Raw genomic sequence first — 20,014 nt, forward strand, 5'->3', positions numbered from 1 at the left:
ATGCTCTCCATGTCGACCGCAGCCTTCTACACGCCCGAGGCCTTCGGCTTCTACCTTCCGCCATTCATGATATGGGCGGTCTTCGCGCTGTTGCCTTTTCTCGCCCTGCGCTGGTTGCTCGGCGTGGCTGGTTTCTACCGCCTGATTTGGCACAGGCCACTTTTTGACGCAGCTCTTTACGTCATCATGCTCGGCATGATCATCCTGGGCTTGCCGGCCGTTGCGGGAGGAGAGGGATGAGACTGGGATTGCCGGTTGTAAGGGTCGGAATGACGTGCCTTGTTGTCGTCGGGGCGCTCGTCGTCGGCTGGCGGCTTTGGGCGTATTATACGCTGGCGCCGTGGACCCGCGACGCTCGCGTGCTCGCCAATGTCGTCGAGATCGCTCCGGACGTGTCCGGCCTCGTATCGTCCGTCAATGTCGTCGATAACCAATTGATCAAAAAGGGTGACTTGCTGTTCGTCATCGACCGGGAACGTTTCAGGGTCGCGGTGGAGCAGGCAAAGGCAGAGGTTGCGGCGAAAGTGCAAGCGCTGAAATATGCGCAGGATACAGCAAACCGTGACGCCAACCTCGCGCGCAGCGACAGCGGGGCCATTTCGCCGCAGATGATGGAACGCACGGCGATCTCCGCCGCCGAGGCGCAGGCTGAACTCGAGGTGGCGCAGGCGGCCCTCGCGACGGCGGAAATCAATCTCGCTCGGGCGGAGGTGCGCTCGCCAGTTGATGGGTGGATCACCAATCTCAACGTGTTTACCGGCAACTACGTGACGACCGGGCAGGCCGCGATGGCGCTCGTCGATCGCGACTCGTTCTATGTCTATGCCTATTTCGTCGAGACCAAACTGCCGGCGATCCGCGTAGGCGACGCTGCCCGGATCGAACTCATGGCGGGAGGGGTGGTCATCGATGGAACAATCGCCGGCGTGAGCCGAGCCATCGCCAACACAACCGACCAGAGCGGTCTTCTGGCCAGGGTCGATCCCGAGTTTGACTGGATCCGGCTTGCCCAGCGCATCCCCGTCCGCATCAAGCTTGGGCAACTGCCCCCCGACCTCGAACTTGCCTCCGGCATGTCGGCGACGGTGGTGGTAACACCGAACAAGTAACTACGGCATTGGGGTGAAGTGCTCTGCAGATGCCGAGCAGCTTATCTGGCTCGCATCCAATTTCTCCGGAGCGGAGCCGATGTATTTCACTGTGTTGGGGATAAGCATGTCTCGCGATCAGCCAATCCCCGATCCGTCCGCATCCATTGCCAATGCTTTCCATGATATAGCTCTCAACCTGCAAGCCAGTTGGTGCCGTCAGCGATAAGGCCCGAAAAGGAGTCGTAAGACACACTTTTTTAAGAGCGATCCACACAACCGGGAGTTCGAGGCAGCCTGAGGCGGAGCGATCTCGACATTGCGTGGATCGCGGTATTATTGTACGCGAATAAGCGCAATTGCTGAGCGAAACGAGAGGCTTGAGCGTGGCAGACGCGTCGGGGTCCAGGCTTCCGTCGTTCATCTTGATAGGCGCGGCCCTCGGCCTCATGGTCGGGCTCGGCATCGGCGAGCGCGCGGCGGTTCTCGAACCCCTTGGCATCGCCTATGCCAAGATGCTGGAGATAGCGGTTTTTCCGTATCTGGTGTGCTCGCTACTGGTTGGTCTCGGCGGACTGGCGCGAGAGCGTGCCGGCCGTTTGTTTCGCGCGAGCTGGGGCGTCTACGCGGTCGGCTGGGGGCTGACCTTTTTGACCATCCTGCTTCTTGGCGCGTTCGTCCCGCCCGCGCCGCCGCCGAGCGTGCTCACGCCCGATACAGCACGTATCGCGACTGACATCCTGGACCTGTTGATCCCCGCCAATATCGCGGTTGCGCTCGACCGTAACTTTGTACCGGCGATCGTCGTGTTCGCAATCCTGTATAGTATTGCCATACAGACTATCCCGCAGAAGGTGACCCTCCTTGAAAGCATGGAGGTGCTGCGCAAGGCTAGCGTCACCCTTTGGATGTGGATCGTTTATTTCGCACCAATCGGCGTCTTTGCACTGTTCGCCAGCACTGCCGGTACGGTCGATGGTGCGGCGGCCAGCGGCTTGGTGGTCTATTCCGTACTTTTTCTCGCCGGCACCTTTTTCCTGGGCTTCGTTGTGCTGCCGATATTGCTCAGTCGTCTTGTGCCGCTGCGCTATGGCGAGATCCTGAGTGCGCTGCGCCCGGCACTCACGCTCGCGCTGGTCACGACCCTCTCGGTTGCTGCCCTGCCGTTCATCCAGAAAGCGGCTGAAGACATATGCCGGCGTGAAGGGATTGACGGGGAAGAGGCGAATGACGTTGTTCGTGCCACACTGTCCATTGCATATGTGCTGAGCCAGCTCGGCAATTATTTCATCGCCCTTTTCCTTATCTACGCTGGCTATTTCAATCGGATAGCGCTCACCCTGTCGGATTGGCTGATCCTGCCCTTCATGACGCTGCTGTCGGGCATTGGCTCGCCAAGCGCGTCCGTCGACGCCGTGGCCTTTCTCGCCGCCTGGCTCAAATTGCCAGCGACGACGATCAATCTTTATGTGGAGACGATGACGGTCACGCGTTATGGCCAGGTGGCGGTGTCTGTGATGGGCTTCGCTTTCGTCACCCTGGCCGTGACAATGATCTATTTCGGCCGGGCGCGCCTGCGCGTGCAACCCATCGTGGCGGCCTTCTGCGCGGTGGGCGTCCTGTTCGGCGGGGTAGCCCTTGTCGGGCGCCACTTCTCGGACAGGCTGTTTCCGCCACCGACCGATGAAGCGATTATGGCTCGCACACTCGATCCGTCAGTGGTGGCGGCCGTCGATGCCATTGTCCATCGTGCGCGACCGGCGGATCTCGCGTCGCTGCCAGGCGCCGGGACTTTCGATGCCATCAGGTCCCGCGGCCGGATCCGCGTCGGCTATGGCACCGATATCATTCCCTTTAGCTACTTCAATGGCGCGGGGCATCTCGTCGGCTATGATGTCGCAGCCGCATACCGCTTCGCGCGAGATCTGCATGTCGGCATCGACTTCGTGCCGATCGACTGGGCAAGGCTGGAGGCGGATCTCGCTGCGGGCATGTTCGACATCGTGATGGCAGGCGCTTACGCGACACCTGATCGTCTGCGTCAGCTGAGCGTGTCCGAGTTTTATTTGGTCAATCCGGTGGCGTTGATCGTCAAGGCGGACCATGCCAGTCAGTTCCGATCCTATGATGCGGTGTCGGCGCGCTCCGGCCTGAAAATCGGAGTGTTCCAAGATCCTGTGCTTGAACCCCTCGTCAAAGGGCTGTTTCCAAAAGCCGAGATCGTGGTACTGGGGTCCTATAATGAGCTCCCAGGGAAACCGGATATTGATGCGGCGATCTGGACGCGCGATCAGGCAGCCGCCTGGACGAAGGCGCGCTCAGGCTATACGGCAGTCGTGCCCGCCAATATGGGCGCGCCGTTGCCATTCACCTATCTCATGCCTCCCAGATCCGATGACCTGCAGCGTTATATCGACTTATGGCTGCGGCTCGAACAAGCCAGCGGCATTCGAGAACACGCGCGGGATTATTGGATGAATGGGGCTGAACGCGCAGACCGAATCAGACGCTGGAACATCTTGGACGACGTCGTCATGCCTGCTCTCGGCCAATGATCCCTATGCGATATTCCTGCCAGCGGAGTTCGAGCTCACCGCAGTCATGCAGGTGTTCATCGACCGTATGCTGGCACTTTCGTGAGCGCCAGGATCCGTTTCGCTCCGAGCTCGAGGCCCGCCTCGATATACCGGCTTAGACCCCGAGCTCGACCAGACAGGTTCTGGCCCGCGCGCTGTTCAGCTTCCGCTCAGGCGAGATGTCGCTTGAACCAGGTGATGGTTCGCTCCCATGCCAGCTTGGCCGCGGCCTCGTCGTAACGCGGTGTGGAGTCGTTGTGGAAACCGTGATTGGTCCCGGGGTAGATGTGCGCCTCGTAGGTCTTGCCGTGTTCCTTCAAGGCCGCCTCGTAGGCCGGCCAGCCGGCGTTGACGTTGGTATCATTTTCGGCGTAGTGCAGCAGCAGCGGCGCTTTGATATTCGCGACCTGGTTCGCCGGGACTTGCCGACCATAAAACGGAACCGCCGCCGCGAGCTCGGGATAGGCGACCGCCGCGGCGTTCGACACGCCCCCGCCGTAGCAGAACCCGATAATCCCGACCTTGCCCGTCGACGCCTCGTGGCCGTTCAGATATTCCACCGCCGCGAAGAAATCATTCATCAGCTTGGTCGGATCGACCTTCTGCTGGAGCTCCCGGCCCTTCTCGTCATTGCCGGGATAGCCGCCCACTGACGTGAGGCCGTCGGGCGCCAGCGCAATAAAGCCGGCTTTGGCCAGACGGCGCGCCACGTCCTCGATATAGGGGTTGAGGCCTCGATTTTCGTGAACCACCACGATGGCGGGCAGCTTCCCCTCCGCTTGAGCCGGACGCACGAAATAGCCGCGCACCTCCTCATGGCCGTTCGGCGAAGGATAGATGATGTAGGTAGCGACAATATCCGGGTCGGTGAAGGACACCTGCTGCGCCAACGCATAATTCGGGCTAAGGGTCGCGAGCAAGGCTGCAGCGGTCATACCGCCGACGGCGAAGGTCGCCGCCTTGTCGAGGAACTCGCGCTTGCTGATCTTACCGTGTACGTAGAAGTCGTAGAGTTCGAGGATCTCCGGCGGAAAATCCTTTGCCGTCAGCCGCCCCGTTCCTTCTTGCAGCACGTTCTGACCACTCATCGTTTCGTTCATGTGTTCGCTCCCACAGATCCGGCCATGTTATTTGATGCGGGTTATCCTTCCGATCAAATCTGTGAGAGTGAGCTGCAGGTGGCACTGGGAATAGGTCAGCATCACTGGCAGCGAGGAATTGGGCCGCTAAACGTCATCCTCACCTGCGTCGGCGACACGACCTCTACCGAGGTCAATGTCGCGACTTGCCCGAGGGGGGCGCCGCGCGAACACTCTTATTAAGAATGAGATCGATCGTTCACGTCATCGGCGGTGAGCGGCGTGCCATCGTGCCACTTGACGCCTTCGCCCAGATTGAAGGTCCAGACCTTGGCATCCGCATTGGTCCCCCAGGATATCGCGAGGGACGGCTCGACCTCCAGCTTGTCCTTGGTCCAACGTGTCAGGCCCTCCGGTGAACCTGAACCCGGAGACCGCGGCGACGGCTACTCATTTTAGGCCGCAGAATGCGCCGCTTCAGACAACTCATCCGAAAGCGAGTAATTACTCATCAGGCTCTCAAGCAAGTCTGAGGCTCGCGACCAATCATAGGTCCTGTAAGAGTGGCCTTTGGTCACGAATGTCGCTCCGGCGTAGAACATCTCGTACTGAGTATGCCGGGACGCAAATTCAGAGCCGACCGCGTCCCAAGCGAATTTGTAGAATTTTACCTTTTCCTCTGCATTCGCGGCGGGAGATTGCTGGGTCTTGGCGATAATGTCGGCGATCTCCGGGTTTCGGAAATCGTCGATTGACGAGGGAAGCATGATCATGCCACCACCCGCGAGTTCGCGCAGTGTTTGCAGGACCTTTGGATAAAGCTGCTGCGTGAGGGTCTGGGCGGCATAGAGCGTATGCTTGTCGGGTACGAAATATGGCCCGCGTTGAGTGCCCTTCGCCTCCATCGCGGCAACAAAAGCATCTACCATACCGGCCTCCGCCGCCAACTGCCCAAGCATCTCCTGCACCTGGGGAAATGTTGAAATGCCATTTATCTCCACTATACGCCGAGCTACACCGAGAAGAAGGCGTATCTTCACTGATAAACGAATCATCGCTTGGTAGTTCTGGTAAACGTGGGCCGGCGTTGCGTGAAACTGCTTCTGGCACATTTCTATGCTGTCATGCACAAAAACGCGATCCCACGGCACCTTGACGTCCTCGAAGTAAAGGACGGCGTCATTCTCGTCGAAGCGATGCGCGAGCGGATTGTCAAACATCGAAGGCGCCGCGAGCTCGTAGGACTTCCGGGACAGTATTTTCAAGCCCTTCGCGTTCATTGGGATCGCGCAAGAGATTGCATATTTCTCATCGCCAGGACGCAATGGCTGAATACAAGTGACGAAAACCTCGTTCGCCATGATCCCCCCGGTCGCCAACATCTTGGCTCCCCGGAGTGTAATACCCTCTGCATCGCGATCGACGATACCTGTCGTGAGAAATTCATCCCTCTGCTGACTCGCGCTCTTGGAGCGGTCAGCTTGCGGATTGATGATTACATAAGTGAGATAGAGGTCGTTATCGCGTGCATAGCGAAAATAATCAGCGAGAGCCGCGGCGCGGTCTGGGTTGTAGGCTTCGAAGACGTCGAGGCCCATGTACATTCCGGCAATGCACGAGGCGACATGGTCTGGCGCCCTTCCCATGAAGCCGCCATGCAACTCGCTCCATGCCTCGATTGCCGCTCTGCGCTCCTTCAACTCGCCGTAGGACGCAGGCAGTTGCCAGACACGACAAGCGCGTGTGCCGCTGTCAGTCTCGAAGGTCATCAAGGATCGGTTCGCTGCCTCACTTTGGAAGTCGAAGAGTTTTCCGATGGAGCCGACTACATTCCTGAAGGCAGGGGCAGTCGTCACATCATCAATACGCCTCCCATTGAGAAAGACGGTTCGTCCATCGCGCAGTGATTCAACGTGTTGTTGTCCATTCTTGATCATCGGCGTGACCCATTTCTGCAGGGGCTCTTAGTAGTGAAGCGACAGTGGCCACTCCACCGCTGAAGCCCCATTCTCAGCGAGGCTCCGATAACTCCCGTCGAGAAAAATCAGGGGAGGGCGGTCTGCCTGGTATGCGTAACGTTGAACCTCGCCAACCATGATGAGATGATCGCCTCCCTCATAGTGAGCATAAGGCACACACTCGAAATGTGCGACCGCATCGAGAAGCAAGGGTATGTTGGCGCGTCCTTGGCCGTGTGAAACACCTTGCCATTTGTCGCTCGATGCCTTGGCGAAGCGGTTTGAGAGATATTCTTGATGGTCAGCCAACACGTTTACCGCGTAGGCCTCCGCGCTCAGGAAATGCGGCAGACTTCGCGCCCGCCTATCGACGCTGAATAGAACGAGTGGCGGGTGCAGTGATACCGTATTGAACGATGTCACCGTCATTCCAACGCGAGTGCCTTGTGCGCAGATCGTAGTCACAACCGCAACGCCCGTCCCGAACCGTCCGAGCGCTCGGCGAAAATCACGCTGGTCGAACGGCGTATCAGCTGATGTCGGGGCAGAGAACGCCGGGCGGCCCGCGGTGACCATGTTGATCTAGATCCCCATTTCTATTTAATTGACTAACTCATAAAGCTATATAAATTAGCGGTCAAGGTTGCAGTGAAGCTACCACATGCCTCATGTGTCGCCGTGGTGATACTCCGATCGCTGCTCGCAGCTTTTGTAAAAAGCTTTATAATTGGCGCATCGAAGCATTGCCTGGGAGGTGCTCTTGAGTGGGAGAAATAACGAGTTGACCGTTTCTCGGCCTGAACTTCTACGAAACGGCTCGGATAGCGTTTTTCGGCAGTTTATTCATGACACACTGGCGTTCGCCAGTCGTATCGAGCAGATTAGCAGCCGATTCGGTAAGGTTATTGGGTTAACTGGAACGCAATATCTCATTCTGATCGCAATTCGACAGCGGCAAAGCGAAGAGATCGGGGTCAACCAGATCGCGGAGCATCTGCATCTAAGCGGCGCATTCACGACAATCGAAGTCAACAAGCTGGTTAGTCTTGGCCTCGTGCGAAAGGAGATCAATCCGGACGATCGTCGTCGGGTCGTGCTCAGCCTCACGGATGACGCGCGCGCTCGCCTTAAGAAGCTGATCGTGGTGCAGAGGCCGACAAATGATGTGCTGTTTGAAAGCCTCAGCGCAAAGGATTTCGAGCGTTTGGTCGGCCAGATGGCCGCTCTTGTCGAATCCGCGGATAAGTCACTTGTTTTATTAGATTATCTTTCCCAAACGATGGACGTCGCAGCTTCATCCTGAAGCGCTTCGCGAGAGACACTCATGCCCTCATTGATGACGCCAGAAGGCCTGGCACTCGACATCGCTATTGATTGCTTAATCATCGCGGGCTGGGCTGGCCGCGATGAAAGCGCGGTGGAGCATCACATACAGGAACTTGAGGCGCTTGGTGTTGCTCGCCCCTCAAATGTTCCTTGTTTCTACAGGGTCGGCCGGGAGACCCTGTCGACATCCGAGACCATTCAGGTTCTTGGGGCAGACAGCTCGGGCGAGGCGGAAGTCATCGTTCTGAGTGATGCGGACGGTGTGCATTGGGTGGGCGTTGCCTCCGATCATACGGATCGCGTCATCGAGGCCTACTCGGTGCCTGTGTCGAAGCAGGCTTGTCCAAAGCCCCTTGCGCCCCTTGTATGGCGGCTCGACGATGTGGAAGGCCATTGGGACGAGCTTGAGCTTCTGAGCTATGCCGTCAATGGGGGCGAGCGTACGCTTTATCAGCAGGGAAAAATCGCCAGTCTGCGCAGTTTCGGCGACCTCGCTTCGAAATTCACGGGTGGGTATCCCAGGCTTCCGCCGAAAATGGCAATGCTCTGCGGGACCCTCGCTGCTATCGGCGGTATTCGTCCGAGCGATGCATTCTCCATCGAGTTGGTCGATCATCGGCTTGGGCGGGCAATCCGGCACAGCTATGCTATCGAACGCCTGCCTGTCGTATCATAGCGCCGCCCGTTCTTTCCGGAGCGCACTCTGCTGTTCGGAATAGGCGAGATAGCTTCTAAAGAAAGATATTTTTACAAAGCTATTGATCGGAGCTTCGTTCTAAAGTTAAATTCCCTGCAAGACGTCGATCCTGCAGCGATAGAAGCGAGTTCGGATCAAGAGGGGTTTGGTGTGCGTTTGACCAGCATCTGATGCGCGATCGATTGTCACTCTTGACGGGGTGCGGCTCGTTCCCGGCTCAAGAGTGCGAAGTCTATAATTCGCTGATGATGCATTGCCCTGGTAAATCAAGAGCATTTCGGAGGTCGTGACGTGACAAGATCTGCGAAGCAGATGCATCTGCTGGCAATGTGGCACCCGCCGGGCTCCCACTGGGCTGGCTGGCGGATGCCGAATGCTATACAGGGAACTGAGACGACATTTGAGCACTATGTCGATGTGGCCCAACGCGCCGAACGCGCGAAAATGGATGCATTGTTCTTTGCTGACGTAGCCGTTGTCACTTCCGTTGATCTCCTGGAGAAAGGTGACCCGAAGGCGGGGCTTTATGCTCACGCGCGCTCGATTGAGCCGATGACACTTCTGCCGGCATTGGCGACGCTTACGTCGCGTATTGGCCTCGTCGCGACCGGTACGACAACGTACAATGAGCCCTACACTCTCGCGCGACGCTTCGCGGCTATCGATCAGATCAGTAAGGGGCGCGCCGGATGGAATTTGGTGACTTCGCAGTTCGAAGCGGAAGCGCTCAATTTCGGCTTCGAGGCGCATATGCCACATGCGCAACGTTATGAACGCGCCAGCGAATTCTATGATGTTGTCACGGGTCTTTGGGATAGCTGGACCGCCGACGCGGGCATTGAGGACAAAGAAGCGGCGATGTTCTTCGACGCTGACAAGGTGCGGCTCCTCAATCACAAAGGTAAGTTCTTCAAGGTGCGCGGGCCACTCAATGAGGCAAGGTCACCGCAGGGGCGCCCGATCATCTCGCAAGCCGGCTCTTCCGGACCGGGAATGGAGCTCGCGGCCCGCAGCGCAGATGTGGTTTTCACCGCCCAGTCGGAATTTGGCGAGGCGAAGACATTCTATGATGATCTGCGGGCACAGGTCGTAACGCAGGGCCGCGCAGCCGATGACATAAAAATCATGCCTGGTCTTCTTCCCATTGTCGGCCGCACCGAGCAGGAGGCCGAGGAGCACTATCTTGAGCTGCAGTCCCTCATCACGGACGAGCAGGCGCTGCGTTCGATGCACCGGATTCTTGCCGGTGTCGACCTGACAAAGTATCCGCTTGATGGTCCCCTGCCAGACCTGCCCATCACGAATGGCGCTCAAGCGCGGCAACGGCGCCTTATTGAGATGGCGCGTCGCGAGAATCTCAGCATTCGGCAATTGGGTCGACGTTACGCTGAATCCCGCTCGCATCACCTTGTTTGGGGAACACCCCAGAAAATTGCCGATGTCATGGAAGACTGGTTCGTCCGCGAGGCATGCGATGGTTACTGCGTCGTGTTCCCGTATTACCCGCGCGGGGTGACCGATTTCTTCGACCTTGTCGTACCAGAGCTCCAGAGGAGAGGGCTTTTCCGCAAGGAGTATGAGGGTAAGACCTTGCGGGAGCACTTCGGCTTGTCGTTACCAAAAAGCCAGTTCGATAAGCAAAGCCACTAAGATAATTGCCGAAAAATCGGCGCTTCCGGGGAACTGTTTAATGATGCTGAGACGGACGTTCCTTCAATCCACGCTCTCTGCAGTCACCTTGGCGAGCAGTGGCCTCCTCGCCACGCGCACCGCCTTGGCGCAGAGCAGTCCAGCCGACATGGTCGAAGCCGCGAAACGCGAGGGAAAGCTCACCTATTATTCCTCGACAAATCCCGTCTTATCCAAGCAGCTTGTCGACAGGTTCAACGCCGCCTTTCCCGGTATCACGGTCGATATCGTGCGTCTGGCGACCGGGCCCCTGTCCCAGCGTTATGCTGCGGAAATGCAGGCGGGAACAGTCATCGCCGATATCCTGCAGATGGGAGATCCCATCGTTCTCGAGGATGGCTTTGCTAAAGGCTGGTTCGCGGATATCTCCGGGCTACCGGCCGTCGCGGCTTGGCCTGCGGCCTTCAAGACAGCGTACTCGGCGACGGTATCTATCTTCCCGGATACGATTACGTACAACACCAGCAAGGTAAAACCTGGTGATGTTCCGAAATCCTGGGAGGATGTGCTTGATCCGAAGTGGAAGAACCGCATCCTGATGGCGGATCTTCGCAATGTACCGCAGCTGATATCCTGGGCCGCCCTGATGCAGGATACGTTTGGCGCAAACTACCTGTCACGTCTGCGGGAGCAGAATCCCAAGATCGTTTCCAGTACGGTGCCGGGCTCGCAGATGCTGGCCGCTGGCGAGGGCTTCTTGCTGCTCCCGAACCTGCGCATGGTATCGGCGTCGCTGATTGAAAAGGGCGCGCCGCTGGACGACGTCACGCCAACGCCGGCCACCGGATGGGGCGCATCCCTTGGAATCAGCGCCAAGGCCCCTAGTCCAAATGCGGCAAGGCTGTTTACGAGCTTCATCCTGTCGAGAGAAGGACAGGAGGTTCTGAGTAAGGGCGTCGCAGCGTCACCGCTGCCGGATGTGCCAGGCGCTCTTCCTCTGGCCGCCGATTTTCACCTCGCGGATATCCGGGTGGCTATGCGCCGGGCGCCTGAGGTTCTCAAAGCGATGGGCCTTGAGTAAAGGGACGCTGATGCAGGTCGTCGAAGCCGATAGGGGTGGGGCACGGCGGGACATCTCGCAGGCGCAGTCCAGACCGCGGATTGTCGTGCGCAATGTCACGAAGCGCTTCACGACAAAGCGCGGATCAGTGATGGCGCTTGACAATGTTTCTCTTGATATCAACGGCAATGAACGCGTCGTTCTGCTCGGTCCCAGCGGATGTGGGAAGACTACACTTCTACGATGCATTGCTGGTCTCGAGCGGCCGGACGAAGGGGAAATCCTCTTTGACGGGATGCCGGTGTTCTCGTCCAGTCAAGCCGTTTTCGTGCCGCCCGAAAAGCGGGACATCAGTATGATGTTCCAATCCTATGCGCTATGGCCACATATGACTATTGCCGATAACGTGGCTTTTCCACTTGAAAACCGGGGAATTGGCAGGGCTGAGATCGCGACACGCGTTGACGCGGCTCTGACGATGGTGGCGTGTTCCGGCTTGCAGGCTCGCTATCCGGCGCAGCTTAGCGGGGGCCAACAACAGCGTGTCGCCTTGGCGCGGGCCATCGTTGCCAACGACAGCGTCATTCTGTTCGATGAGCCCCTGTCGAATGTCGACGCCAAAGTACGTGAGCAGCTCAGGGTCGAACTCGTTGCGCTGCAACGGCGTTTTGGTTTCTCCGCTCTCTACGTCACTCATGATCAGGTCGAGGCCACGGCCGTTGCGGACCGCATCGCAGTTTTCAACAGCGGACGGCTCGCGCAGATCGGATCCCCACGGGAGATCTATCAAAAGCCAGTAAGCGCTTATGTCGCGGAGTTTGTAGGGTCGAGCAATACGTTGCCAGGCTCAAGGAAAGAGCACACGGACGGCTTGCTCTCGATAGCGACCACGATCGGCGAGGTGCATGCGAAAGCTCCGCAGCATGAACTGCCGTCGGAACTGGTGCGTTTGATGTTCCGGCCCGAGCATCTCAGGATTGAACATGGCACCGCCGGTCCGGGGCAAAACCGCTTCCCCGCGACCGTGGAGACTGCCATGTTTTTGGGTACAAGCACGGAGTATGCGGTTCTAATCGCCGGGCAGCGCTTTATCTTGCGCTCCATGGGGCATGACGTCTTTTCGGAGAACGAAGCCGTCGCGGTCAGTATCGACCCGGCGCATGTACTCGTCTTTCCTGACGTGACATGATGTATACACGAGAGCTTGGCAGGTGAGCACGAGGAACCACGCCGTCCGGGCGGTTGGGCTTAATTAGGGGTATCGATGTCTCTTGTATCGGCCTCCACCGGCAGCGCTGCCGCGTCGTCAACGCGCTTGTTCAATGCCTTGGCCGTCGTCCTTCTCGTCGCGATGCTGGCACTTGTCATCGTGCCGATCGGCGTCATGCTGGCGAGCAGCTTCATGGCCGGGGACGGCGCTGCTGTCTCGCGCATGGCGGATGCCATCGCGAGCCCTGCGATTCTGAAGGTTCTGCTCGATACTTTCATCGTGGTGATCGCGAGTACGACGCTCGCGCTGTGCATCGGCGCCACGTTCGCATGGATCAATGAGCGAACGGACGCGAACCTCGGTTTCGCGGCAGATATCCTGCCTCTGGTTCCGTTGCTCGTGCCACAGATAGCGGGAGTGACCGGCTGGGTCACGTTGCTTTCACCACAGGCGGGATTTCTCAACGCCGCATTACGAAACGTCCTCGCGGCTTTTGGCTTCGAGTTTGACACGGGGCCAATCAATATTTTCAGTTACGCCGGCCTCATCTGTGTGATGACGCTTTATCTCGTGCCCTATGGCTATCTCATCATCTCAAGCGCCCTCCAGCAGCTCAATCCAAGTCTGGAAGAGGCGGCTCGTATCAGTGGTGCTTCGCCGTTCAAGACGCTGCGGCGTGTCACATTGCCAGCGATCAAGCCGGCGATCATGAACGCCGCTATTATCGTGTTCATCTTCGGCATATCGCTCTTCTCGGTGCCGATTGTCATCGGGACCGGCGCCGGGATAGACCTTTTATCGGTCCGCATCTATCGGCTGCTGTACAACTATCCGCCCCGCATGGAGCAGGCTATCGCCCTGAGCTTCATCATGATGGTCGTCGTGCAGGCAGCCGTGGCGGCGCAGGTGCTGGCGATACGCAGCCGGACCCACGCCGAGATCGCGGGCAAGGGCCAGGCCGCGTCGCGCGTTGAACTGGGGCGCTGGCGCGGCGTTGCGATGACTTCGGTAATTATTTACCTGTTGCTCACAGCTGTGTTGCCATTGATCGCGCTGGTTATTGTGTCACTGCAGCCATTCTGGGTTCCCACGATATCGATAGATAACCTGAATCTGCAAAACTTCGTGTTTGTTCTGTTTGAAAATAATTTGAGCATACGCGCCCTGGTGAACAGCATTGGGCTTGGCATCGTGGCGGCCACTCTCGGTATGCTTCTTTCAGCGATATTCGTAACATACGCTCGTAGCGTCGGTACACGCGCCCAGGCAATGATCGAAGCGCTGACGGCACTCCCGGCGACCATCCCGCAGACAGTGACCGGTGTCGCGATCGTGGTGACGTTTTCCGGTGGGATCATAAATCTTCATGGTACGCTCGCGATATTGCTTCTCGCTTACCTCCTGATTTCCCTGCCGCAATCGATGCGGTCGGCACGCGCGGCGGTGTCTCAGGTCGGTCAAGACCTCGTTGAAGCAGCCAAGATGGCGCACGCGTCGCAGTTTCGCATATTCCGTCGCATCATGTTTCCGCTAATGCGTCCCGGGCTTGTCGCGGGATGGGTTATTCTTTTCATCTATACCAGCGGAGAGCTCACCGCATCCGCTCTTCTTGCCGGAACGGGCAATCCGGTTGTCGGCATAGTCCTCCTGGATCTTTGGGAGAATGGCTCGTTTCCTCAGCTCGCGGCGATCGCCGTCATCATGACAATTCTGGATATGGTGGTGGTTGGCGGCATTCTTCGGTTTTCCAAGTTGCGAAGTGCGATATCCTGAGTTCATTCCCTGTCCGTTCTGCGTGAAGGAATAGCCGCTCGCGTTGAATGACGGCTGTTCTGAGTACGCTTTGCTTGTTCGTTGAATCAAGTCCATCCAGTTTCAGTTTTCTCAGGGCGTGGGCCGCAACGAGCGCGCTCCTGGTCATGCCGAAAACAGGGAAGCAGATCTCCGGCGTAGAGCAGAAGATGATCGGATGGACCCGAGGCCGATACTTGGCCTGCTCCATCCGACACCCGCTCGCAGCCTTGAAGTAACGCGCGCTTTCAAGGGAGTAAGGCGTTCGATGGCGCGTTAAGAGGCGTCGAGTTCGCAGGTCGTCCGCGCGGGGCCGATGCTTTGCGGCAGATGTATCGACGGAAAAGCGGGCTGCGCGGGCAGGCGATCGATTAACGCCTCAGTCCACCCCTGCAGTAGCGCAGCATGACCAAAACAATAATCGTGAATGTCATCGTCACCACGATCGACATGGCCGCCACCTGCGGGAAGGAGCCATTCTCCCAGAGATCGAGGAGAACAAGTCCCACGACAGGGTTATTGCTGGCGGAAAGCAGTGCTGACGCTGTCAGCTCTCCGGCGCAATGGACGAACAGGATAACCCAGCCGGCGACGAGGCCCGGCATCATCAATGGCAACTGCACCCGTCGGAAAACTGTCAATGGCGAGGCGCGTGAAATGGCAGCCGCTTCGACTAGCTCCCTTCCGACCTGGGCAGAAGCTGCCGATGCTGAGCGCACCGCCTGCGGCAGATACATCACCAGATAGACGATTAGCAGGATCGCAAGCGTGCCGTGAAGATTGAGCCAACCCTGTCCAAAGGCAAAGAGGAAGCCAACCCCCATGACACTATGGGGAACCGCTGCCGGAAGCACGGTCATGCCATCGATTGGTCCCTGTAACCACGTGGGGCTGTTGCGCACGGTCAGCGCGATCAACGCCGCGATCAGCATTCCGATCGTTGCGCCGGCCATGCCGAGCATGAGGCTGTTCTGGAGCGCGTCGGATGTCATCTGTCGCTCAAACAGAATATGGGTGTAGTTCGACAGGCTGAGGCGCCCCCAAACGATGCGCGCGGTCCACAGAGGCTGGAGCGATACGATGAGCAAGCCGACGACAGGCACGAAGGAGGTTGCGAGGAGATAACCGATCATCGCCGAGCGCACGGGAAGCCGCCACCGTCCGAGGCGAATCCGTGAGGCCGCTGAGCCTTTGCCGCCGATCGTCGCGAAGCGACCTGACGAGGAGATCCAGCGCTGTAAGATCAACGCGGTCTGTGCTGTGATCATCATGAACAGGCTCATGATGATCGCGAGATCGACCTTTGGCGGATAAGCATAGAGAAGCTGGTAGATCCTGACCGAGAGGACGTCGATGCCCGCGCCTGTGCCAAGCACGATCGGTACGGAGAAATTGGCAACGCCTTGAATGATCAGGACAAGGGCCGATGCGGCGAGTGCGGGCCTGATCGACGGCAATGTGACTTTCCAGAACGTGCGTAGCGGAGACGCGCCGGTTATCCGTGCCGCTTCCTCCAGCGCCGGATCCAGGTTGCGCAGCGCCGCCGATATGATGAGATATGAGAATGGGAGCAAGTACAGGAACATCACGAAGACGAAACCCGTGTATGTGAATATATTGACAGGGCCTCGACGAATGTTGATACCCACCAGCGAGAAGAGGTCTCTCAGAAGTGCATTGAGCAACCCGGCTTGAGGGGATAACAGCGTTACCCAGCCAATGACGCAGGCGATGGTGGGAATAAGCAGCGGAATGAGCGGAAGTAGCTCGGATATCCACCCTGCGTCCGCGTCAGTACGTTCGTTCAGCCAGGCGAAGAGAGCGCCGACCAACAACGCGAACACGCCGCTCACACCTACTACGGATATGGTATTCAGGATAACTTCGGCAACGGCGGGGTCGGTGATGAGTTGGACAATGCCCTCGACGTCCAGACCGGACTCGCCGAAGAACGCGCGCTTGATGATGATGATAAGCGGATAAACGACGAAGAACGTGCTGAGAGCAACCACCGCCAGCGTTAAAATACCAAACCAATTCAAAGAATGACGATGAGCGCTGTACGTCAGTCGCATAGTTTTTCCGCCTTTGGCCACGCGCTGAAAACGAGAGATGCCCCGGTGCGGATAGCTCATCCACACCGGGAAGTAATCCGCGCTTCTCAGTTCAGTCCAAACTTGGCGGCCAACCGTGCGCGCTCCTTGATGCTGTTTTCGAGATCAGCACGCCGAAACGATTGAGGCAGCTTGTCGGTGTTCGGCACGTCGGGGAGGGCGGATGAATTGACATGCATGTTCAGCGCTTCCTGTCCCTCCATGGTCATCATGAACTCAAGGAAGAGCTTGGCGGCGTTCGGATTCTTGGCGCCCTTGGAAATTGCGACAAAGGATTCGTGAGCGACCGTGGGCTCAGCCAGAACGTCTCCAACAGGTCCCCCCTTGTCGATAACTGGAAAGGTGACCTGTCGCTGATTGGGAGCGAGAATCTCAGCTTCACCGGCTGACATCAACTGTGTTCCAGGTACCGTGCTCGCGACAAAACGAATGTCTTGTGCGGCGAGCTTATCGACGAACTCCGGACCGTACGTCTTCTCCATGAGCACCAACCAGTCGAGCGTAGCGGGACTGTGCCGTATGTCGGCCATCAAAATCTGCCCCTTGAAGCGTGGATGCAGCAGATCGGTCCAAGCTTTCGGTATCTCCTCGCCCTGGACGAGATCCGTATTGTAGCTGATGGTCATCAGTGAGATGGCGCCGACGACATAAAATTCATTTTTGTAATCGGCGGGCCATGCGGCAAATCCTGTTAGATTGTCGACAGGGCTGAGATATCCTTTTGCAGCGACGTCACGGATCAGCAATGGATCGGCGAGTTGAAGCAGATCCGCGGTGACATTGCCTGCCTCCGCTTCGGCTGCATAGCGCTTGCCGAGTGGGCCCGTAGCCAGTCGCACAACTTCAACGGATATTCCCGGATAGGTAGCATTGAAGGCTTTGACCAACCTTGCAGTCAAATCGGGATGGTTCGACGCATAGAACGTCAACTTTCCTTCAGCCTTCGCGGCCGAGGCGAGTTCATCGCTCGACTTGGCTTCGACCATCGAGGTACAGGAGGCGATTATCGCGATGCAAGCGATGGCTCGGATCATTCGCTGCCGGAAATTGAGACCCTTCATTTCATTGTCCTCATCTGGAAGGCTCCTCTTGGAGCTCTTGTGGTCGATTTAGGTGACAAAACGGCTGGTCGGGCACCCTGCATGACGTGTTGAGATTGCTTTTATGGAAAGTTAAATGACAAATATAATAACGCAATTAAAAATTTGGCCAGTGCTCCAGGTCGAAGCCTTACCCAGGCCAAGGCTCGGCTCGCCATCCGCCAACCTCGTCACAAGCTGCTGGCTGATCGCAGGCTCAAGGACTTCTGGCGCATCACGCCCGGTACGACAAGCGCGCATCCCCCGCTAAGTCATATCGAACGGAGAAGCGTTTCGCGTGCGGATCGCATATGTGTTCGCACTGCCTTGTCCAGACCTTCGCCATCATCTGCTTTCAACGCGCTGATGATTGCAAGATGTTCATGGAGAGCGACCTCGTTGCGCTCCCGCTCGTCGTGCTTGGCCCATTGCAGATGATAATGGAAAATCAATGATATCACTTCGTAGAATTCCGTGATGAAACGGTTGTTCGAGGCATCGTTGATGGCACGATGAAAGGTCTCGTCCAGGCCGGAGAACTGGTGAAAATCGGTCTCTATTCTCCGCAATAGATCACGATGCTCCTTCTCCAGCTCTTCCAGCTTGCGGCGGCCGTGTTCGTCGCGCAGAGCCCGCGTGAAATGGTGGATGGATCGCATCTCGAACATTTCTCGAATGTCGCAAAGCTCCAGCGCGAAATCTCGCGTGAAGCCTTGAAACACCCAGCTCGCGTTCGGACGACGCTCGATCAGTCCATAGCGACTGAACCGGTTCAGGTATTCGCGGATCCCGGATGTCGAGACATTGAAAAGCCGGGAGAGTTCAAGGCTGCTGATCGCGTCTCCAGGCCGAAGATCGCCCGCGAGCAGCCATTCCTTCACGCGGCGCTCGATGAGTTCAGAGCTCGTCTCCGTCTCCGCCTCGGGGAAATACGCGGCGCCGCGAGGATGCCGCAAGACCCGCTTTTCGCGCCCGTGCACACTGAGGATGCCCGCGGCGTTCAGCGCGGCGAGTATCGCTCTGACTGTGGTGCGGCTTACGCCCAGTCGTTTCGCGAGCGTCGGCTCGGACCCCAGGAGCGCGCCGACAGAAACCTCTCTCACGGTGTCGAGGCAGGCATTGTAGGCCCGCTTGTAAACGGAATTGTCTTTCACGGCTGCGTCTCTGTCTGCCTCGCGAACTGTTCATATCTGAAAAATTATCGGTAAAAAACATTTTGACATCGGCTCGCTAGCGGCTCAAGTGTGTTTTACCGATAAGAGACAGATATGGCGGCACGCCGCAGCCACCTGTCCCTGAGATGCCCGCATGCCGCCGTCCGTCGCGTCGCAGGCGTGCCAGATGTAGCCACTGACCGTGCAGGACCTTGCGATGAAATCAATTGTATGTCGCGCGCCCCATGATATCGCCCAGGAGGAGAGATCAGCTCCGGGGGACCTCGCGGAAGGTTGGGTCCTCCTTGACGTCAGTTACGTCGGCATTTGCGGCACGGACTACCACATCTATGAAGGGAAGCACCCTTTTCTGGAGTACCCGCGAGTGATTGGCCACGAGATTTCGGGCGTGGTTTCCAGGGCTCATCCATCTTCCGGTTTCGTCGCCGGGGAAACTGTGGTGGTTAATCCCTATTTGTCCTGCGGGGTTTGCGGCGCCTGTCGTAAGGGGAAGCCCAACTGTTGCGAGCGCATCGAGGTTCTTGGCGTGCATCGCGATGGCGGCATGTGCGAGCAGATCGCGGTTCCTTCCATCAATCTCTACCATGCTGGCAGCCTTTCTCCGCGCGATGCGGCCATGGTCGAGTTCCTGGCGATAGGTGCCCATGCGGTGCGTCGAGCCGGAGAGACGAAGGGGGCGGCACTCGTCGTCGGCGCGGGACCGATCGGCCTCGGCGTCGCGATCTTCGCGCGCATCGCCGGGTTGGACGTGACGGTCGCCGATGTCGACGTGGGGCGGCTCGCGCAGGCGCAAGCGGTTCTCGGGGAGGTGCGTTCGGTTGTCGTCGGCGACGCCGATGCCCTGGCGCGCGTGAAAGCTCTCGAGGCGGGCGGTTTCGATGTCGTTTTCGATGCGACCGGAAATGCCACGTCGATCATGGCCGGCTTTGCCTTCGTCGCTCATGGCGGAACCTACGTTCTTGTCAGTGTCGTTAAGGACGACATCACCTTTTCAGACCCGGAATTCCATAAGCGCGAGATGGCGTTGATCGGCAGTCGGAATGCCACCGCAGTTGATTTCGAGCATGTCATTGCGTCGATCGGCAGGGGAGCCGTGCCTTTGGACGCCCTCGCGACGCATGAGACGACGCTCGACACAGCGGCGACGGATCTGCCGCGATGGGCCCGCGAGAGGGAAGGACTGATCAAGGCCCTGGTCAGGATCTGAACAGGCATGGCGGCGTCATGCGCCG

The 20,014-nt window shown here is 58.1% G+C and carries 18 protein-coding genes; 10 read left to right on the forward strand and 8 right to left on the reverse strand.

Annotated features, from left to right (window positions below; all coding sequences use genetic code 11):
- The 3 genes from KIO74_RS27845 (at window position 1) to KIO74_RS27855 (ending at window position 3,643) form a co-directional block, all read left to right on the forward strand.
- Window positions 1-240 (forward strand): DUF1656 domain-containing protein, encoded by a 240-nt coding sequence (locus KIO74_RS27845; protein ID WP_249731503.1) that lies wholly within the window; start codon window positions 1-3, stop codon window positions 238-240.
- Window positions 241-269: 29 nt separating this feature from the next.
- Window positions 270-1,109 carry an efflux RND transporter periplasmic adaptor subunit gene (locus KIO74_RS27850; RefSeq protein WP_249731504.1) on the forward strand — a complete coding sequence of 280 codons (840 nt, stop codon included), beginning with the start codon at window positions 270-272 and terminating at the stop codon, window positions 1,107-1,109.
- Window positions 1,110-1,474: 365 nt separating this feature from the next.
- Entirely contained in the window at window positions 1,475-3,643 is a 2,169-nt protein-coding gene (locus tag KIO74_RS27855; RefSeq protein WP_213338489.1) for a cation:dicarboxylate symporter family transporter, read from the forward strand.
- A gap of 191 nt (window positions 3,644-3,834) precedes the next feature.
- Here the strand turns inward: KIO74_RS27855 and yghX are convergent, their stop codons facing one another.
- The 4 genes from yghX to KIO74_RS27875 form a co-directional block, all read right to left on the reverse strand.
- Window positions 3,835-4,764, reverse strand: a complete 930-nt coding sequence (gene yghX, locus KIO74_RS27860; RefSeq protein WP_249731505.1) for a YghX family hydrolase — start codon at window positions 4,762-4,764, stop codon at window positions 3,835-3,837.
- Between the two features lie 218 nt (window positions 4,765-4,982).
- Window positions 4,983-5,150 (reverse strand): ABC transporter substrate-binding protein, encoded by a 168-nt coding sequence (locus KIO74_RS32730; RefSeq protein ID WP_213339304.1) that lies wholly within the window; start codon window positions 5,148-5,150, stop codon window positions 4,983-4,985.
- A 48-nt stretch (window positions 5,151-5,198) separates the two neighbouring features.
- The gene (locus KIO74_RS27870; RefSeq protein WP_213338491.1) at window positions 5,199-6,680 is read right to left on the reverse strand and encodes a 4-hydroxyphenylacetate 3-hydroxylase family protein; all 1,482 of its coding nucleotides are present in this window, start codon (window positions 6,678-6,680) and stop codon (window positions 5,199-5,201) included.
- 27 nt (window positions 6,681-6,707) lie between these two features.
- The gene (locus KIO74_RS27875) at window positions 6,708-7,277 is read right to left on the reverse strand and encodes a flavin reductase family protein (RefSeq protein WP_213338493.1); all 570 of its coding nucleotides are present in this window, start codon (window positions 7,275-7,277) and stop codon (window positions 6,708-6,710) included.
- 184 nt (window positions 7,278-7,461) lie between these two features.
- Between KIO74_RS27875 and KIO74_RS27880 the strand changes: the two genes are divergently transcribed.
- The 5 genes from KIO74_RS27880 (at window position 7,462) to KIO74_RS27900 (ending at window position 12,602) form a co-directional block, all read left to right on the forward strand.
- Window positions 7,462-8,004: a MarR family winged helix-turn-helix transcriptional regulator gene (locus tag KIO74_RS27880; RefSeq protein WP_249731506.1), complete on the forward strand. Its 543-nt coding sequence runs from the start codon at window positions 7,462-7,464 to the stop codon at window positions 8,002-8,004.
- A gap of 21 nt (window positions 8,005-8,025) precedes the next feature.
- The gene (locus KIO74_RS27885; protein WP_213338495.1) at window positions 8,026-8,703 is read left to right on the forward strand and encodes a DUF2848 domain-containing protein; all 678 of its coding nucleotides are present in this window, start codon (window positions 8,026-8,028) and stop codon (window positions 8,701-8,703) included.
- 333 nt (window positions 8,704-9,036) lie between these two features.
- Window positions 9,037-10,374 carry an LLM class flavin-dependent oxidoreductase gene (locus tag KIO74_RS27890; protein ID WP_249731507.1) on the forward strand — a complete coding sequence of 446 codons (1,338 nt, stop codon included), beginning with the start codon at window positions 9,037-9,039 and terminating at the stop codon, window positions 10,372-10,374.
- Window positions 10,375-10,414: 40 nt separating this feature from the next.
- Window positions 10,415-11,434: an ABC transporter substrate-binding protein gene (locus tag KIO74_RS27895; protein WP_213338499.1), complete on the forward strand. Its 1,020-nt coding sequence runs from the start codon at window positions 10,415-10,417 to the stop codon at window positions 11,432-11,434.
- 10 nt (window positions 11,435-11,444) lie between these two features.
- Window positions 11,445-12,602: an ABC transporter ATP-binding protein gene (locus KIO74_RS27900; RefSeq protein ID WP_213338501.1), complete on the forward strand. Its 1,158-nt coding sequence runs from the start codon at window positions 11,445-11,447 to the stop codon at window positions 12,600-12,602.
- A 59-nt stretch (window positions 12,603-12,661) separates the two neighbouring features.
- Here the strand turns inward: KIO74_RS27900 and KIO74_RS27905 are convergent, their stop codons facing one another.
- Window positions 12,662-12,817 (reverse strand): hypothetical protein, encoded by a 156-nt coding sequence (locus tag KIO74_RS27905; protein WP_213338503.1) that lies wholly within the window; start codon window positions 12,815-12,817, stop codon window positions 12,662-12,664.
- Here KIO74_RS27905 and KIO74_RS27910 point away from each other — a divergent pair.
- The gene (locus KIO74_RS27910) at window positions 12,816-14,396 is read left to right on the forward strand and encodes an ABC transporter permease (protein WP_213338505.1); all 1,581 of its coding nucleotides are present in this window, start codon (window positions 12,816-12,818) and stop codon (window positions 14,394-14,396) included. The two genes, KIO74_RS27905 and KIO74_RS27910, sit on opposite strands and share 2 nt — an antisense overlap.
- Window positions 14,397-14,785: 389 nt before the next feature.
- On the opposite strand, the gene KIO74_RS27915 is transcribed toward KIO74_RS27910, so the two are convergent.
- The 3 genes from KIO74_RS27915 to KIO74_RS27925 form a co-directional block, all read right to left on the reverse strand.
- Window positions 14,786-16,426, reverse strand: coding sequence for an ABC transporter permease (locus KIO74_RS27915; RefSeq protein WP_213338507.1), 1,641 nt, complete (start codon window positions 16,424-16,426; stop codon window positions 14,786-14,788).
- A gap of 149 nt (window positions 16,427-16,575) precedes the next feature.
- On the reverse strand, window positions 16,576-17,589 hold the full coding sequence (locus KIO74_RS27920; protein ID WP_213338508.1) for an ABC transporter substrate-binding protein: 1,014 nt from the start codon (window positions 17,587-17,589) through the stop codon (window positions 16,576-16,578).
- Between the two features lie 290 nt (window positions 17,590-17,879).
- Window positions 17,880-18,761: a GntR family transcriptional regulator gene (locus KIO74_RS27925; RefSeq protein WP_213338509.1), complete on the reverse strand. Its 882-nt coding sequence runs from the start codon at window positions 18,759-18,761 to the stop codon at window positions 17,880-17,882.
- A 217-nt stretch (window positions 18,762-18,978) separates the two neighbouring features.
- Here KIO74_RS27925 and KIO74_RS27930 point away from each other — a divergent pair, with 217 nt between their 5' ends.
- The gene (locus KIO74_RS27930; RefSeq protein WP_213338510.1) at window positions 18,979-19,989 is read left to right on the forward strand and encodes a zinc-binding alcohol dehydrogenase family protein; all 1,011 of its coding nucleotides are present in this window, start codon (window positions 18,979-18,981) and stop codon (window positions 19,987-19,989) included.
- The last annotated feature ends 25 nt before the right edge of the window (window positions 19,990-20,014 follow it).

The sequence above is a fragment of the Chelatococcus sp. HY11 genome, assembly GCF_018398335.1.
Classification (GTDB): Bacteria; Pseudomonadota; Alphaproteobacteria; order Rhizobiales; family Beijerinckiaceae; genus Chelatococcus.

Excerpts from the sequence above, each read along its gene's own strand:
- KIO74_RS27920 (WP_213338508.1), bottom strand. The coding sequence starts at position 17,589 with ATGAAGGGTCTCAATTTCCGGCAGCGAATGATCCGAGCCATCGCTTGC.
- KIO74_RS27885 (WP_213338495.1), top strand. The coding sequence starts at position 8,026 with ATGCCCTCATTGATGACGCCAGAAGGCCTGGCACTCGACATCGCTATT.
- KIO74_RS27930 (WP_213338510.1), top strand. The coding sequence starts at position 18,979 with ATGAAATCAATTGTATGTCGCGCGCCCCATGATATCGCCCAGGAGGAG.
- KIO74_RS27900 (WP_213338501.1), top strand. The coding sequence starts at position 11,445 with ATGCAGGTCGTCGAAGCCGATAGGGGTGGGGCACGGCGGGACATCTCG.
- KIO74_RS27870 (WP_213338491.1), bottom strand. The coding sequence starts at position 6,680 with ATGATCAAGAATGGACAACAACACGTTGAATCACTGCGCGATGGACGA.
- KIO74_RS27905 (WP_213338503.1), bottom strand. The coding sequence starts at position 12,817 with ATGAAGCTGCTCGCCAGCATGACGCCGATCGGCACGATGACAAGTGCC.
- KIO74_RS27875 (WP_213338493.1), bottom strand. The coding sequence starts at position 7,277 with ATGGTCACCGCGGGCCGCCCGGCGTTCTCTGCCCCGACATCAGCTGAT.
- KIO74_RS27845 (WP_249731503.1), top strand. The coding sequence starts at position 1 with ATGCTCTCCATGTCGACCGCAGCCTTCTACACGCCCGAGGCCTTCGGC.
- KIO74_RS27850 (WP_249731504.1), top strand. The coding sequence starts at position 270 with ATGACGTGCCTTGTTGTCGTCGGGGCGCTCGTCGTCGGCTGGCGGCTT.
- yghX (WP_249731505.1), bottom strand. The coding sequence starts at position 4,764 with ATGAACGAAACGATGAGTGGTCAGAACGTGCTGCAAGAAGGAACGGGG.
- KIO74_RS27890 (WP_249731507.1), top strand. The coding sequence starts at position 9,037 with ATGCATCTGCTGGCAATGTGGCACCCGCCGGGCTCCCACTGGGCTGGC.
- KIO74_RS27910 (WP_213338505.1), top strand. The coding sequence starts at position 12,816 with ATGGCCGGGGACGGCGCTGCTGTCTCGCGCATGGCGGATGCCATCGCG.
- KIO74_RS27895 (WP_213338499.1), top strand. The coding sequence starts at position 10,415 with ATGATGCTGAGACGGACGTTCCTTCAATCCACGCTCTCTGCAGTCACC.